This window comes from Mesorhizobium sp. ES1-4, from assembly GCF_020164745.1.
GTDB lineage: Bacteria > Pseudomonadota > Alphaproteobacteria > Rhizobiales > Rhizobiaceae > Mesorhizobium.
Window position 1 is genome coordinate 99172 of sequence record NZ_JAIUGV010000008.1, and the last position, 13408, is coordinate 112579.

Annotated in this window: 15 protein-coding genes; 3 read left to right on the top strand and 12 right to left on the bottom strand. The window is 63.2% G+C overall.

Going from position 1 to position 13408, the window contains the following annotated elements; translation table 11 throughout:
- The first annotated feature begins 1 nt into the window (after nucleotide 1).
- Nucleotides 2-799: an ABC transporter permease subunit gene (locus tag LB556_RS16810; protein ID WP_224568852.1), complete on the top strand. Its 798-nt coding sequence runs from the start codon at nucleotides 2-4 to the stop codon at nucleotides 797-799.
- Nucleotides 800-810: 11 nt separating this feature from the next.
- Here LB556_RS16810 and LB556_RS16815 read toward each other — a convergent pair whose 3' ends face one another.
- The 8 genes from LB556_RS16815 to LB556_RS16850 all read right to left on the bottom strand — a co-directional run bounded on the left by LB556_RS16815 (nucleotide 811) and on the right by LB556_RS16850 (nucleotide 8106).
- Nucleotides 811-1260, bottom strand: coding sequence for a MaoC/PaaZ C-terminal domain-containing protein (locus tag LB556_RS16815; protein ID WP_224569081.1), 450 nt, complete (start codon nucleotides 1258-1260; stop codon nucleotides 811-813).
- Complete coding sequence (locus LB556_RS16820; protein WP_224568853.1) at nucleotides 1257-2333, bottom strand: Gfo/Idh/MocA family protein; 1077 nt, start codon at nucleotides 2331-2333, stop codon at nucleotides 1257-1259. Before LB556_RS16820 ends, LB556_RS16815 begins: the two co-directional genes overlap by 4 nt.
- Nucleotides 2326-2655 (bottom strand): L-rhamnose mutarotase, encoded by a 330-nt coding sequence (locus LB556_RS16825; RefSeq protein ID WP_224568854.1) that lies wholly within the window; start codon nucleotides 2653-2655, stop codon nucleotides 2326-2328. The genes LB556_RS16820 and LB556_RS16825 overlap by 8 nt, the downstream gene beginning before the upstream one ends.
- Nucleotide 2656: 1 nt before the next feature.
- Nucleotides 2657-3778, bottom strand: coding sequence for a mandelate racemase/muconate lactonizing enzyme family protein (locus tag LB556_RS16830; RefSeq protein WP_224568855.1), 1122 nt, complete (start codon nucleotides 3776-3778; stop codon nucleotides 2657-2659).
- A gap of 5 nt (nucleotides 3779-3783) precedes the next feature.
- Nucleotides 3784-4881 carry an ABC transporter ATP-binding protein gene (locus LB556_RS16835; RefSeq protein WP_224568856.1) on the bottom strand — a complete coding sequence of 366 codons (1098 nt, stop codon included), beginning with the start codon at nucleotides 4879-4881 and terminating at the stop codon, nucleotides 3784-3786.
- Between the two features lie 4 nt (nucleotides 4882-4885).
- Nucleotides 4886-5752 (bottom strand): carbohydrate ABC transporter permease, encoded by an 867-nt coding sequence (locus LB556_RS16840; protein WP_224568857.1) that lies wholly within the window; start codon nucleotides 5750-5752, stop codon nucleotides 4886-4888.
- A 2-nt stretch (nucleotides 5753-5754) separates the two neighbouring features.
- Nucleotides 5755-6651 (bottom strand): carbohydrate ABC transporter permease, encoded by an 897-nt coding sequence (locus LB556_RS16845; protein WP_224568858.1) that lies wholly within the window; start codon nucleotides 6649-6651, stop codon nucleotides 5755-5757.
- Between the two features lie 135 nt (nucleotides 6652-6786).
- A complete protein-coding gene (locus LB556_RS16850; RefSeq protein WP_224568859.1) occupies nucleotides 6787-8106 on the bottom strand; it encodes an ABC transporter substrate-binding protein in 1320 nt (439 codons plus the stop codon).
- A gap of 170 nt (nucleotides 8107-8276) precedes the next feature.
- Here LB556_RS16850 and LB556_RS16855 point away from each other — a divergent pair, with 170 nt between their 5' ends.
- Nucleotides 8277-9062: an IclR family transcriptional regulator gene (locus tag LB556_RS16855; protein ID WP_224569082.1), complete on the top strand. Its 786-nt coding sequence runs from the start codon at nucleotides 8277-8279 to the stop codon at nucleotides 9060-9062.
- A 65-nt stretch (nucleotides 9063-9127) separates the two neighbouring features.
- Nucleotides 9128-9967 (top strand): amidohydrolase family protein, encoded by an 840-nt coding sequence (locus LB556_RS16860; protein WP_224568860.1) that lies wholly within the window; start codon nucleotides 9128-9130, stop codon nucleotides 9965-9967.
- A 6-nt stretch (nucleotides 9968-9973) separates the two neighbouring features.
- Here the strand turns inward: LB556_RS16860 and LB556_RS16865 are convergent, their stop codons facing one another.
- Genes LB556_RS16865 through LB556_RS16880 form a run of 4 tightly spaced genes read right to left on the bottom strand, consistent with a single transcriptional unit; the run spans nucleotide 9974 to nucleotide 13391 of the window.
- Nucleotides 9974-10942, bottom strand: coding sequence for an ABC transporter permease (locus tag LB556_RS16865; RefSeq protein ID WP_224568861.1), 969 nt, complete (start codon nucleotides 10940-10942; stop codon nucleotides 9974-9976).
- A 1-nt stretch (nucleotide 10943) separates the two neighbouring features.
- The gene (locus LB556_RS16870) at nucleotides 10944-11888 is read right to left on the bottom strand and encodes an ABC transporter permease (protein ID WP_224569083.1); all 945 of its coding nucleotides are present in this window, start codon (nucleotides 11886-11888) and stop codon (nucleotides 10944-10946) included.
- A 29-nt stretch (nucleotides 11889-11917) separates the two neighbouring features.
- Entirely contained in the window at nucleotides 11918-12661 is a 744-nt protein-coding gene (locus LB556_RS16875; protein ID WP_224568862.1) for an ATP-binding cassette domain-containing protein, read from the bottom strand.
- Nucleotides 12654-13391 carry an ATP-binding cassette domain-containing protein gene (locus LB556_RS16880; RefSeq protein WP_224568863.1) on the bottom strand — a complete coding sequence of 246 codons (738 nt, stop codon included), beginning with the start codon at nucleotides 13389-13391 and terminating at the stop codon, nucleotides 12654-12656. The genes LB556_RS16875 and LB556_RS16880 overlap by 8 nt, the downstream gene beginning before the upstream one ends.
- Nucleotides 13392-13408: the final 17 nt, after the last annotated feature.

Consider the following 13408-nt stretch of genomic DNA (forward strand, 5'->3'; position numbering starts at 1 on the left):
CGTGCTGGTCTGGTCGCGCCCTGGTCGCATCGTGCTGTGGATGCTCTTCGCGCTGATCTTCGGCGTGCTGTTCCTGGCGCCGCTGGCGGTCATCCTTCTGTCCAGCCTCGCAGACCAGTGGAATGGCGTGCTGCCCAGGGGGCTGACGACAGCGCATTACGCCGACGTCGCTAGGGGCGCAGCATGGAATTCGGTCAAGGCGAGCCTCATCACCGGATTCGCGGCAAGCGCATTGGCGCTGGTCAGCGGCACCTGGGCGGCATTGTCGCTTCGTCTTCAAGGGCCTGCATTGAAGCGGCTGCTCGGCCTGCTGTTCTTCATCCCCAGCGCGGTGCCTTCGGTATCCGTCGGCCTCGGGCTACTGGTCGCGTTCAGCCATCCGCCGCTGCTGCTCAACGGCACAATCGCAATCGTCATGATCTCGCATTTCGTGCTGATCTCGGCTTTCACCTTCGGCAATGTCTCGGCCGGGTTGGCACGGCTGTCGCCCGACTTCGAACAGGTCGCGTCAAGCCTTGGCGCGCGGCCAGCCTACCGGCTCTGGCACGTCACGCTGCCCTTGCTTGCACCTTACCTGGTCGCCGCCTTCGGCTTGAGCTTCGCGCTCTCCATGGGTGAACTCGGCGCGACCGTGATGGTCTATCCGCCGGGCTGGGTGACGCTGCCGGTGTCGATTTTCTCCCTGACCGATCGCGGCGACATCTTTGCAGGAGCCGCACTAACCATGATCCTGGTGGCGGCGACGCTGATCCTGCTGCTCGGGCTCGAACGTGTCACCAAGCGCGCCACCGGCGCATAACGGACACTGCCTCAGACCGGCTTGCGTTCGACGATGTAGATATGGTCGGCAGCCAGCACAACCTCGCCACGCTGGTTGATCACCTCGCAGCGCTCGATCACCCGCCCTGAACCCGGTCGCTTCGGGTCGTCCTCCTTGGCGGCGATGGTGGTGCGTGTGCGGATCGTGTCGCCGATGAACACCGGCTTGATGAAGCGCAGCCGGTCATAGCCATAGGAGAAGGCGACGGGGTTCACCACGCTCGCCGTGAGCCCGATGCCGACCGAGAACACCAGCGTGCCATGCGCGATGCGCTGGCCGAACGGCGTCGTCTTCATGTACTCGGCGTCCATGTGGTGCGGGAAGAAGTCGCCGGTGTGGCCGGCATGCACGATGAAGTCGGTTTCGGTAATGGTGCGGCCGCTGGTCAGCCGCGTCGAGCCGATCTCGTAGTCGTCGAAATAGGTGATCTGTTCCATCAGGGTCTTTCCGGGATCGGCGTCGCCGGCGCCGCGCTCGATTTGTAGGCGGCTTCCACCAGCGCCATCGTGTTCCAGGCATCCTCGACCGAGCTGACGAGCTCGTCGTCTTCACCAGATGCAAAGCGCTGGACATTGGACATGCGCCCGACGAAGGCGTCCGGAAACCATTCACCGTCTAAAGGCACCGCAATCCAATCAGTCCCGCCTTTCGGATAGATCTCCAGGATGTCCGGTTCACCTTTGGGGTAGTCGAGGTTGAGACCGAGCTTTAGGTACGCGGCACCCTCGGTGCCGCAGATACGGAATTCGCAGGCCTGGTGCCGGCGGCCGAATTTATGGTCGTGGTTGATCGACAGCGCGCAGCGCACGGTGTCGCCATAGTCGAGAATGGCGCTGGTGCGCGTCTGCGCCACCTTGTGGTTGGGATGCCCGAGTGTCTTGGCATGCACCCCTTTGGGATCGCCGAGCAATTGCCTTATCAGGTCGAGATAATGGATCGAATGCATGGCGATCTCGACACGCGGCGCCTTGAGCAGGAATTCCCACAGTTGCCACGGCGTCGCCAGCGCCAGCCAGGCATCGAAATCGACGACCTCGCCGAGCCAGCCCCTGGCGACGGCGTCCTTGAGCGCCAGCATCATCGGCGCGAAGCGCAACTGGAAATTCACGGCTGCATTGAGTTTCTTGGCACGGCAGATTTCGAGGATTTCGGTTGCCTCGCCGAGATAGTTGCCCATCGGCTTCTGGATCAGTGCGAACGCATCGTCGGGCAGAGCCTTCAAGATCTCGGCGTGCCGCCCCGGTGGCGTTGCCAGATCGAAGATCGCGTCCTTGACGCCAGCGGCTTCTTCCACCGAGCGGAACGCCGTCACGCCCCATTTGTCGGCCAGGGCCCGCGCCTTAGCCTGGTCCGGATCGTAGAGGCCCGCGATCGGAAATCCCGCCTTGCGGTAGGCAGGAAAATGCGCGTCGCCGACGATCGAGCCGGCGCCGAAGGTGACGATCGGCCGGGGGATCGAGGGTTTCGGCCAGGTTTGAACGAGCGAGGCAGGGTCGAAACCGGCCTCAGTCATGATGGAAGACCTCGTCCATCGAAGCCCACCACTCACCATCCTTTCGGCTCGCCAAGGGCTCCTGGCAGGGCATGCAGACAGACCACCATTCCTGCGTCTTCGGGTCGGCCGCCATCTTGGCCATGTCGGCCGCGTAGTCGGTGCCGTGATACTCGAAATAGGAAAACAGCAGGTTCTCCGGCCGCTTCAGGTAGATGGAGTAGTTCTTGATGTTGCAGGCCGAGATCGTGGCCAGCACGTCGGGCCAGACGGCGGCGTGGAGGCGGACATACTCCTCGACCTTCTCCGGCTTCAGCCCCAGAATCATTCCCATCCGCTGCATGTCAGTTCCCCTGTTTGGTGATCGCCGTGGTGAATTCGGCGATGCTCATGGCCTTGACCGCGTCCCAATCCCAGTCGATGCCGATACCCGGCTCGTCGGGCGCCAGCGCATGCCCATCCTCGATGCGCATATGCCTGCCGGTCAACTGGTCGAGTTGCGGAATGTACTCGACATATCGGCCGTTCTGAACAGCACAGGTCAGGCTGACATGCAGTTCCATCAGGAAATGCGGGCAGACCGGAATGTCGAAGGCCTCCGCCGCATGGGCGATCTTGAGCCAGGGGGTTATGCCGCCGATGCGGCCGACATCGACCTGCACGATCGAGCAGGCTCCTTTCTGCATGTATTCGCGGAAATGGCGCATCGAATAGAGCGACTCGCCGATGGCGATCGGCGTCGGCGTCGAATTCGACAACCTGATATGCCCGTCTATGTCGTCGGCCGGCAGCGGCTCCTCGATCCAGGCGAGGTCGAGTTCGCGCAACCTCGCCGCACGCCGGATCGCCTCGTCGACGGAGAATCCCTGATTGGCGTCGGTCATGATCTCATAGCCGTCGCCGACGGCCTTGCGCACCGCCGACAGTCGCGCAAGGTCCTCCGATCCATGCGGCCTGCCGATCTTGACCTTCGAGCCGCGAAACCCCTTGGCCTTGGCGGCCAGCGCATCGTCGACCAGCGCTGCCGTCTCGATATGCAGCCAGCCGCCTTCGGTCGTGTAGAGCGGGCAGCGGTCCTTGGCGCCGCCGGCAAGTTTCCATAGCGGCAGGTTCTGTTTTTTAGCCCGGAGATCCCAAAGTGCCGTGTCGACCGCCGCGATGGCGATGGCCGTGATCGCGCCGATCGTGGTGGCGTGCGTGGCGAACTCGAGGTCGTGCCAGATTGCCTCGATCATGTCCGGATCGCGGCCGATCAGGCGCGGCGCCAGATGATCGGACAAGAGCCGCATCACCGACGAACCGCCGGTGCCGATCGTGTAGCTGTAACCGGTTCCGACCGCGCCGTCGGAATCGGTGATGGTGACGATCGGGGTTTCCTGGCTGACGAAGCTCTGGATCGCGTCGGTGCGCTTGACCTTGGGCACAAGGTCCACCATCCGCAATTCTATCTTTTCGATCTTGGCCATGTCGGTCAGCTCCGCAATGTCTTTCCGGTCTCGGTGGCAAACAGATGCGCCTGCGACAGGTCCAGGCTCATGGCGACGCGCTCCCCGGACCGCAGCGGGCGGGGGTTCAGCATGCGCGAGACCCAGTCGCTGCCGTTGAACTCGACGAACACCAAAGTCTCGTTGCCGAGCGGTTCGGTGACGGTGATCGGCAGTTCGATCTGGTGCACCTCGGCGGCACCGCCGGAGCTGATGCCATGGCCGGTCGGATAGATGTCGTCCGGCCGCAGCCCGAACACGACCTTGTCGCTGGCGGCGACATTGGCCTTGAACTGGCCGGGCAAAGGCAGCTTGGCGCCGCTGGTGAAAACCAGCTGGCCGTCGTCGATCACCGCCTCGTGCAGGTTCATCGGCGGCGAGCCGATGAACCCTGCAACGAAGCGCGTCGCCGGCCGCCGGAAGACTTCGTCCGGCGTGCCGACCTGTTCGATATGGCCGTCGCGCATGATGACGATGCGGTCGGCGAGCGTCATCGCCTCGACCTGGTCGTGGGTGACGTAGATCACCGTCGAGCGCACCTTGGCATGCAGCTTCTTGATCTCGGTGCGCATCTGCGTGCGCAGCTTGGCATCGAGATTGGAAAGCGGTTCGTCGAACAGGAAGACATCGGGATCGCGCACGATGGCACGGCCCATGGCGACACGCTGGCGTTGCCCGCCGGACAATTGCGACGGCCGACGGTCGAGCAGCGTGTCGAGGCCGAGGATGGCCGAGGCCTCGGCGACGCGGCGATCCATGTCCTCCTTGGCTGCGCCCGCGATCTTCAGGGAGAAGCCGAGATTTTCGCGCACCGTCATGTGAGGGTAGAGCGCATAGGACTGGAAAACCATCGAGATGTTGCGCGAGCGCGGCGGCAAATCGTTGACGACGTGCCCGCCAATCTCGATCGAACCGGCGCTGATCTCCTCCAGCCCGGCGATCATGCGCAACGTGGTCGACTTGCCGCAGCCGGATGGCCCGACCAGCGCGATGAATTCGCGGTCGGCGATGTCGAGGCCGATGCCATGCACGATCTCGATGTTGCCGTAGCGCTTGGTCAGCTTTTTGAGGGAAACCGTTGCCATGGGATCAGCCTTTCACCGCGCCGGATGTCAGGCCGCCGACAAGGTGTTTCTGGACGATAAAGGTAAGTGTGAGCGCCGGGATGATCATCACCACGGCAAGCGCGCACATGCCGCGCCAGTCGATGGTGAATTCGGCCGTGTAGTCGAGCAGCCCGACCGGCAGCGTCTTGGCGCTGACGGAGCGGGTCAGCTGCGAGGCCAGCGCGAACTCGTTCCAACAGGTCAGGAAGGCGAAGATCGCTGCCGAGGCTATGCCTGGCCCGGCGAGTGGGAACTCGACCTGCCAGAAGGCCTGCCAGCGCGTGCAGCCGTCGATTTGCGCCGCCTCGGCGAGGTCCTTCGGCACCTGGCGGAAGAAGCCGTCGATCAGCCAGATGGTGAAGGGCACGTTGAGCGCGATATAGGCGAGGATCAGCCCGAAATGCGTATCGATGACGCCCAGCCGCACATAGAGGAAGAACAGCGGCAGCGACAGCGCGATTCCGGGCACCGTGCGCGTCAGCATCAGGCCGAGGAAAACGCCCGATTTGCCGCGGAAACGGTAGCGCGCGAAGGCATAGCCGCCGGCCATGCCGATGGCGACCGCGATCACCGTCGAGGTCACCGAGATGATCAGCGAGTTGCGGAAATATTCGATGACCGGAATGCCGCCTTTGCCGATCCCTGAGAACATCGCGACATAGGCGTCGAACGAAACCTCCTGCGGGATCCACACCGGCGGCTTGGCCATGATCTCGACCGTTGGCCTGAGCGACGACAGCACGATCCACAGGCCCGGCAGGCAGATCGTCAGCATCGCCAGGAACAGGCCGATGCGATAGACGATATCAAGCAGCCGGCGCTTCAGGCGGGCGGAAGAATTCTCGTCCATCTTCACCACTCCGCGCCGATCTGCGTGCGCGCCGCGGCGAGCTTGTTGAAGAAATAGACGGTGAAGGCGATCGACAGCAGGATGGAGAAATAGGCCATGGCATTGGCCATGCCCATGCGTCCGTCGCTGTAGGCGGTGCGCGCCACCAGCGTCCACAACAGCTCGGTGCGGCCGGCGGGTCCGCCATCGGTCATGATCTTGACGATGTCGTAGGCGCGCGCGACGTCGAGCGAGCGGATGGTCATGGCGATGTAGGCGAAGGGCATGACGAACGGCCAGGTCACATAGCGGAATGTCTGCCACGGTGTGCAGCCATCGACGCGCGCAGCCTCGATCGGCTCCTTGGGCATGGCGAGCAGCCCTGCGAGGATCAGGATGGCGAAGATCGCCGTCGACGACCAGATCTCGGCAACCGAAATGGCGATGAAGGCGAGGTGACCTTCGATCAGCCACGGTATGGCCTCCCTGGTGATGCCGAGTGACTGCAAGGCATTGTTCACGAGGCCGATATTGTCGTTGAACATGAACTTGAACTGGAAGCCGACGAGGATCGGCGAGAACATCATCGGAAACATCATCAGCGTGCGCAGGATGCGCTGGCCGCGTGTGGCCTTCTCGACCAGCATGGCAAGGCCGAGGCCGAGCAACATTTCAAGATTGAGCGCGATCGTCAAAAGCAGAACCGTGCGCCCGAAGGCCCACCAGAAATCGGTATTGGACAGGATCGAAAGATAGTTCCGGAAGCCGATAAAGACGAAGAATGTTTCGGGCTTGGTCAGGCGGAAGGGCGTGAAGCTGGAATAGAGCGACAGAATCAGCGGCACCACGACGACCGCCGCCAGCACAATGATGGCCGGAAGCAACAGCAGGAATGGTGCGGATGGCTTGAAGCCCTTCATCCAGGATTCCATGACATGTTGTTTTCGTTGCCCGCGTCCTTGTCGAACGCGGCGACGGAGGACAATGCGGCGCATCCACTCAAGACGCGATCGCCTCCCCCATTCCTGATGGGGGAGGCAGCCTTGGGAGTGCTGTTAGAATTTGCCGGCGTCCTGCAGGATCTGCGTCGCCTTGGCGGCGGCTTCATCCAGCGCCTGCTTGGAGGTCTTGTCGCCGAGGATCGCGGCCTGCAACTCGGGATAGACGGCGTTCGAGATTTCGATCCATTCAGGCGTCTGCGGCACGGCAAAAGCGTGCTTGGCTTCTTCCTGGAAAGCCGACAGAACCTCCTTCTTGTAAGGATCGTTCGCCGCCTGCTGCAGGTCCCAGTCCCAAACCGCGGTGCGGGTCGGCAGCGGGCCGGCGGCTGCCTCGAGCTTCTGGCTGTCCTCGTTGGTCAGCCACCACACGAGCGATGCGGCTGCCTCCTTGTTCGGGCAGTTCTCCGTCACCGAGAAGCCATGGAAGCCCGACCAGCCGGTGCGTACTCCCGCGGAGCCTTTCGGCGCCACCTTGACGCCGACATTGCCCGCCACCTTCGACGACTTCGGATCGTTGAAGAAACCGGCCCAGCCCGGCCAGTCCAAATTGATGGCGACGGTGCCCGAAGCAAAGCCTTGGCCGAGATCGTCCCAGAGATAGTTGGTGGTTCCGACCGGCACAGCCTTTGCCTTGTAGAGGTTGACGAACCAGTCGAGCGCGCGGATGCCGGCTTCGGAATTGAAGACGGGCTTGCCGTCCTTGTCGAGATATTCGCCGCCCTCGGCGACAACCATCTCGTAGAAGCGGCCGTTGATGGCCTCTTCCTTGCCGGCGAACTGGGTGCCGTAGAAATTCGGCGGGTTGGCGAAGAACTCGGCCTGGTCTGTCACTTCCTTCCAGGTGTCCGGCGGCACCAGATCATAGCCATATTTGGCCTTGAACTTGGTCTTGTTGTCGACGTTCTCGTAGAGGCTCTTCTGGTAGTAGAGCGCAGAGACATCGAACTGCGCGCGCGGCAGCATCTCCAGCTTACCGTCGATGGTCGCCGCCTTGATCGTCGAGGGTACGAAGGCGTCGATCTCGGACTTCGGCAACAGCTTGCTGAGGTCGGTATAGAGGCCGGTATATTGCGGCGCGAACGAGGAATGGTTCCAGCCGACACACCAGTTGGTGCTGCCCGAGGCGATGTCGGACTTCAGCTCCTTGTCGATATCGAAGCCGTTCTTCTTGGTCAGGATGTTGACCTTGGCTCCGGTCGCCTTCTCCCATTCGGGGATCCGCTCGTAGAGCTTTTCATATTGCTGGCCGCCGATCAGCTTCACGTCGACGGTCACGCCTTCGAACTTGCCGGGCAGGTCGCCGGCAAGGGCAGTGCCTGCACCTGACGCAAGCACCAATGCACCGGCGCATACGCCGGACAGCAGTCTGTTCATTTGGTTTCCTCCCTGGGTGCGCCTTGGCGCGACCGCAACTTGTCCGCGTGACAAGAAGTGCTACATTCATATACAAACAAAACATTCACACATACGTCAAGCCGAAATTTGTTTCCGTAGACTGCGTTCCTGCGTATATGAAGAATCGAATTCACTGGAGGGATGCCTTTATGGACGACAGCGAAGATGAGCGTTATCGCGCGCCGGCGCTCGACAAGGGGCTCGACATCCTTGAACTGCTGGCCGGCGTCGATGGCGGCCTGACTCAAGCCGAAATCGCCAAGAAGCTCGACCGCAGTCCCAACGAATTCTACCGCATGCTCGACCGGCTGGTGCGGCGTGGCTATGTCACGCGGCTCGACGGTGACCGCTATTCGCTGACGCTAAAGCTGTTCGGCCTAGCGCAGTTACATGCGCCGGTGCGCAGGTTGGTTTCCTATGCGACACCGCTGATGCGCGAGCTGGCCGAGACCTCGCAGCAGGCCAACCAACTCGTTGTTTTTGATCGCGGTTCCGCCGTGGTGATCGCCCAGCAGGAGGCCCCGAATTACTGGGGCATATCGATCCGGGTCGGTTCCCACATCAGTTTGTTCGACACCGGTTCAGGCCATGTTCTGCTCGCCTTCCGTTCGCCGGAAGAACGGCGGATGATGATTTCCGAACATGTCCGCAGCACCGACAAGACCGCGCAGTCGCCCGAGTTCTTCGCCCGCCTCGACCAGATTCGCGGCCGCGGCTACGAGATGATGGCTTCCATGCAGACGGCCGGCGTCTTCAATCTGTCCGCCCCGCTGCGCGGTTCCGACGGCAAGGCCATTGCGGCGCTGTCGATCCCCTATATCACCGTGATCAACACGCCGTCGGCGCCCGATATCACCCGGACCATCGAGCTGTTGCTGGTAACTTGTGAACAGCTGTCGCATCTGGCCGGGTCGGCCGTCGGTCCATCAGAGTGAATTCTTATTTGAATGAAGAATTCCTCCGTGAGATGATTTGAGAAAGCTACCGGAGGAAGTTCGCCATGATCGTCGACACCCATCTGCATCTGATCGATCGCTCGGCCCTGCGCTACCCCTGGCTTGCCGGCGTGCCGACGCTCGACCGCGATTTTTCCTATGAGGAGTACGCCACGGAGGCGCAGCGGGTCGGTGTCGAACGCGTGCTGCATATGGAGGTCGATGTCGATCCCGCCGACATCGAGGCGGAGACCGCCCGCGTCGAGGACCTGTCGCGGCAGGCCGGCAGCATGCTCACCGGAGCGATCGCATCCTGCCGGCCCGAAGCGGCGGATTTCCCTGCCTATCTCGAACGCCAGCAGGCAAATCGCTTCGTCAAAGGCTTCCGCCGCGTGCTCCATGTCGTGCCGGACGACCTCTCCGAAGGGGCGCTGTTTCGCCAGAACATCAAGCGGCTTGGCGGCACTGGCCTGACATTCGATCTCGTCGTGCTGCCGCATCAGATTCCCAGGGCGATTGCCCTTGCCGATCTGGCGCCCGACGTCCAGTTCGTGCTCGACCACTGCGGCGTCCCCGACATCAAAGGCAAGACCGAGCATCCCTGGCGCGAACACATGAGCGAGATCGCGCGGCGCCCGAACGTCATGGCCAAGGTTTCCGGCGTCATCGCCTATGCCGACCCCGGCAGTTGGACCGTCGAGACGCTGCGGCCCTATGTCGAACACACGATCGGTTCGTTCGGCTGGGATCGCGTCGTCTGGGGCAGCGATTGGCCGGTGTGCACGCTCGGCGGTGGCCTCTCCACATGGGTAGGGGCTACCCATGCGTTGCTTTCAGGCTGCAGCACGGCGGAGCGGGACGGTTTGCTGTCCGGGAATGCCCGCAAGCTGTGGCGGTTGCAGTAGCCGCCCTTATATCGTCGTCGAGACGTGCCGCTCTCGGCCGTAGAGCGAGACCAGCAGCACGATGATGAGGCCGAGTGCTGCCTGCACCGCCGAAGGCTGGAAGCCAAGCCCGATCAGCAGTGTGTTGATTTCGGTCAGCACCAGCACCCCGGCAATCGTGCCGAGATAGCTGCCACGCCCGCCGACCAGCGCGGCGCCGCCGACGACCACGGCGGCGATGGTCTGGAACAGATAGGGTTGGCCGACATCGCCATAGGCCGAGCCGGTGAAGCCGAGCAGCAGCACACCCGCGACGGCTGCGAAGAAGGCGCTCGCCGCATAAGTTACGATCCACATGCGGACGGGATCGATCAGCGCCAGCGGCGCCGCGCCAGGATTGCTGCCCAGTGCGTAGAGCCGCCGTCCATAGGGCGTCCGCTCCAGCACCAGAACGACGAGTGCCGACAGCACGACAAGACTTGGCACCAGCCACGGAACCGGCAGCGGCCCGGCCGAGCCGCCGATCGACACGAAGCTGGAAACAGCCTGAGGTGCTGAGCCTGACGGGAAACCGGCCGTCCACAACAGCACCAGCCCCTGCACGACCATGCCGATACCGAGCGTGACGATGAGCGGCTGGATGTCGAGGCTGCGCGAGATCAACCCGTTCAGCCCGCCGATGACGAGCGCCAGCACGCCGACGAGGCCGCAGACGAGGACAAAATTCCAGCCATCGCCATAGAGCTGCGCCGCCACGACGTTGGCAAAGCCGATGACGAAGGGAATGGACAGGTCGATGCCGCCCATGATGACGACCAGTGTCTGTCCGATCGAGGCGACCGCGAGCAGCGACGCCAGCACCAGCATGGCGCGCACCGCAAATGGCGAGGAATAGCCTGGAATGAGAACGGCACCCGCAAGATGCAAGAGGGTCGCAACGCAAAAGGCGCCGATGACGCGGGCATTGGTTGTCGCGAACAGGTTCCGGCCGGCCATGTCAGCGTGCCCTCATGGCTAGACGTTCCTGCAGCGCGGTCAGCATCACGGCGAGGACCAGGATGGCGCCATAGGCGATCTGCAGCACGAAGGTCGAGACGTTGAACGTCGTCAGCACGCTCTGCAGCAGGAAGATGTCGATGGCGCCGATCGCGGCACCCGCGACGCCGCCACGGCCGCCGGCCAGGCTGACGCCGCCAAGCGCGACGGCGGCTATGGCGATCAGCGTGTAGGTCGGTCCGATATTGGGGTCGGCGGAGCCGATCAGCGCGGTCAGCATCAGCCCGGCGCAGCCGCCAAAGATGCCTGCTATGACATAGGCGATGAAGCGCACCCGCGTGACATCGACGCCGGCGGTGTAGGCCGCGCGGTCGTCGCTGCCGACCGCCATCAGTTGGTCATAGTAGGGGAGCCGTCGCACCAGCCACCAGACGAGGAACATCACCGCCAGCGGCAGTATTGACCAGGGACCAGCCAGCGCCTTGAGCCAGGCGGGCGCCGGGCCGATCGGCGCCGGCAGGATCGTCAGCGTCACGCCGGTGAGGATCAGATAGGTGCCGAGCGTGGCGACGATCGGCTGGATGCGCACGACGGTCGCCAGGAAACCGTTGGCCGCGCCGACCAGCGCGCCGATAAGCAGGGCAGCCGGAACCAGCAACAGGGGCGACGAAATGCCGGCCTTGAGGAAAAGCACCTGGATCACGACAGCGTTGACGAAACCCATCAGCGGCCCGACCGAAATGTCGATGCCGCCACGGCCGGCGAGGATCACCGGTGTCGAAGCGATTGCGGCGCCAATCAGCGGAGCGGCCAGTCCGACCAGCGCGCCCCATGATCCCGGCGTGAATCGCGCCGGGCTGAGGATTAGATTGACCGCAAGCAGGATCACCAGCAGCACGACAGCGAAGCCGACGCTTCGCGAAAGCGACAAAAGGCGCGGGTTCATGCCGCGCGCCCGAACCAAAAGGCGCGGGTTCATGCCGCGCGCCCGAACATGGCCGTTATCACGCTATCGGTATTCATCGCTTCCCCCGAGATTTCCGCCGCAACCTCGTTTTCCCTGAACACCAGCACGCGACGACAAAGCAGAAGAATCTCCTCGATCTCGCTGGACAGGATGACGAGCCCCATGCCGTCGGCGGCAAGCCCGCGAAAGACATCATAGAGAACATGCCGCGTCGCCACGTCGACGCCGCGTGTGGGGTCGTTGAGCAGCAGGATGGCGGGCTCCAACGCCAGCGCTCGCGCCAGTAGCACCTTTTGCTGGTTACCGCCCGACAAAGTGGTGATCGGCGCGTCGGGACGGGGCGCGACGATCGAAAGTTTCTCGCGATAGGCATCGTAGCGTGCCTTGCGCGCCGCTGGACTGATCAGGCCGAAGCGTGTGTCGCGCGAAAGCGTCGAGACCGCGAAATTGTCAAGCACCGACTGCGTGGGAAAAATGCCGTTCGCGCGCCGGTCGCGTGGCAGATAGGCGATGCCGCTGGCGACGGCCCCGCGGAACCCTGTGATCTTGTGCGACGAGCCGGGCACGGCCGACTCGATCGAGCCACTGAGCGGCGGCGCGAGGCCAGCGAGCATCTTGAGGAACAGTTCCTGGCCATGACCGTCGAGGCCGGCAAGGCCGACGATCTCGCCCGAAGCGATCGTTTGCGTGACCGCGCTGGCACCCGGCGCAATGACGAGGTCGCGGACCGTAAGGGCGGAGCGATCAGCCATGCGCCAGCTCCGCTGCCGTGCGTGGCGCCATGGCCTTCAACAGTTCCGCCGGTGTCGAGGCGCCGCGCTCCTCGGTGCGCACCACGGTGCCGCCGCGAAGGATCGAGATACGATCCGAAAGCGACATCACCTCGTCCATGCGATGGGTGATGAACAGGATGAGGCAGCCTTCACCGGCCAAGGTACGCATCAGCGAGAAAACGGATTCACGGTCGGCGAAGTCCAGCGCGGCGGTAACTTCGTCAAGGATCAGGATCTTGGGGTTGCGCACAACCGCGCGGGCGAGAACGACGAGTTGCTGCGCGGCGAGCGGCAACAGGCCGGCTGGCTTGTCGAGAGGCACGTCGGTAACGGCAAAGCGTTTCAGCGCGGCTGCCGCCTTGTCGCGGCGTTCGCTGCGCGGCACTGTGCGCCGCACCAGCCCGTCAAGGCCGAGCAATATGTTGTCCGTGACGCTACGATCCGGTGCGATCAGCACCTCCTGAAAGACCGTGGCGAAACCTTGTGCCCGGAAGGCCGAAGGGATGCTGCCCGAAAACGGCTTGCCCTGCAGCAGGATCGTACCGCCGTCCGGCTGGACGATACCGGACAAGAGCTTGACCATGGTGCTCTTGCCCGAGCCGTTCTCGCCCAGGATGGTGTGGATGGTTCCCGCCCGGAATGCGATCGAAGCTTCCGCGAGCGCGACCGTCTCGCCATAGCGTTTGGATATGTTCCTGATTTCAAGCATGCCGTGTTTCAAAGCTG

Bases quoted from the DNA above. Each gene is read 5' to 3' on its own strand.
- LB556_RS16820 (WP_224568853.1), bottom strand. From the start codon at position 2,333: ATGACTGAGGCCGGTTTCGACCCTGCCTCGCTCGTTCAAACCTGGCCG.
- LB556_RS16825 (WP_224568854.1), bottom strand. From the start codon at position 2,655: ATGCAGCGGATGGGAATGATTCTGGGGCTGAAGCCGGAGAAGGTCGAG.
- LB556_RS16830 (WP_224568855.1), bottom strand. From the start codon at position 3,778: ATGGCCAAGATCGAAAAGATAGAATTGCGGATGGTGGACCTTGTGCCC.
- LB556_RS16835 (WP_224568856.1), bottom strand. From the start codon at position 4,881: ATGGCAACGGTTTCCCTCAAAAAGCTGACCAAGCGCTACGGCAACATC.
- LB556_RS16840 (WP_224568857.1), bottom strand. From the start codon at position 5,752: ATGGACGAGAATTCTTCCGCCCGCCTGAAGCGCCGGCTGCTTGATATC.
- LB556_RS16845 (WP_224568858.1), bottom strand. From the start codon at position 6,651: ATGAAGGGCTTCAAGCCATCCGCACCATTCCTGCTGTTGCTTCCGGCC.
- LB556_RS16850 (WP_224568859.1), bottom strand. From the start codon at position 8,106: ATGAACAGACTGCTGTCCGGCGTATGCGCCGGTGCATTGGTGCTTGCG.
- LB556_RS16855 (WP_224569082.1), top strand. From the start codon at position 8,277: ATGGACGACAGCGAAGATGAGCGTTATCGCGCGCCGGCGCTCGACAAG.
- LB556_RS16860 (WP_224568860.1), top strand. From the start codon at position 9,128: ATGATCGTCGACACCCATCTGCATCTGATCGATCGCTCGGCCCTGCGC.
- LB556_RS16865 (WP_224568861.1), bottom strand. From the start codon at position 10,942: ATGGCCGGCCGGAACCTGTTCGCGACAACCAATGCCCGCGTCATCGGC.
- LB556_RS16870 (WP_224569083.1), bottom strand. From the start codon at position 11,888: ATGAACCCGCGCCTTTTGTCGCTTTCGCGAAGCGTCGGCTTCGCTGTC.
- LB556_RS16875 (WP_224568862.1), bottom strand. From the start codon at position 12,661: ATGGCTGATCGCTCCGCCCTTACGGTCCGCGACCTCGTCATTGCGCCG.
- LB556_RS16880 (WP_224568863.1), bottom strand. From the start codon at position 13,391: ATGCTTGAAATCAGGAACATATCCAAACGCTATGGCGAGACGGTCGCG.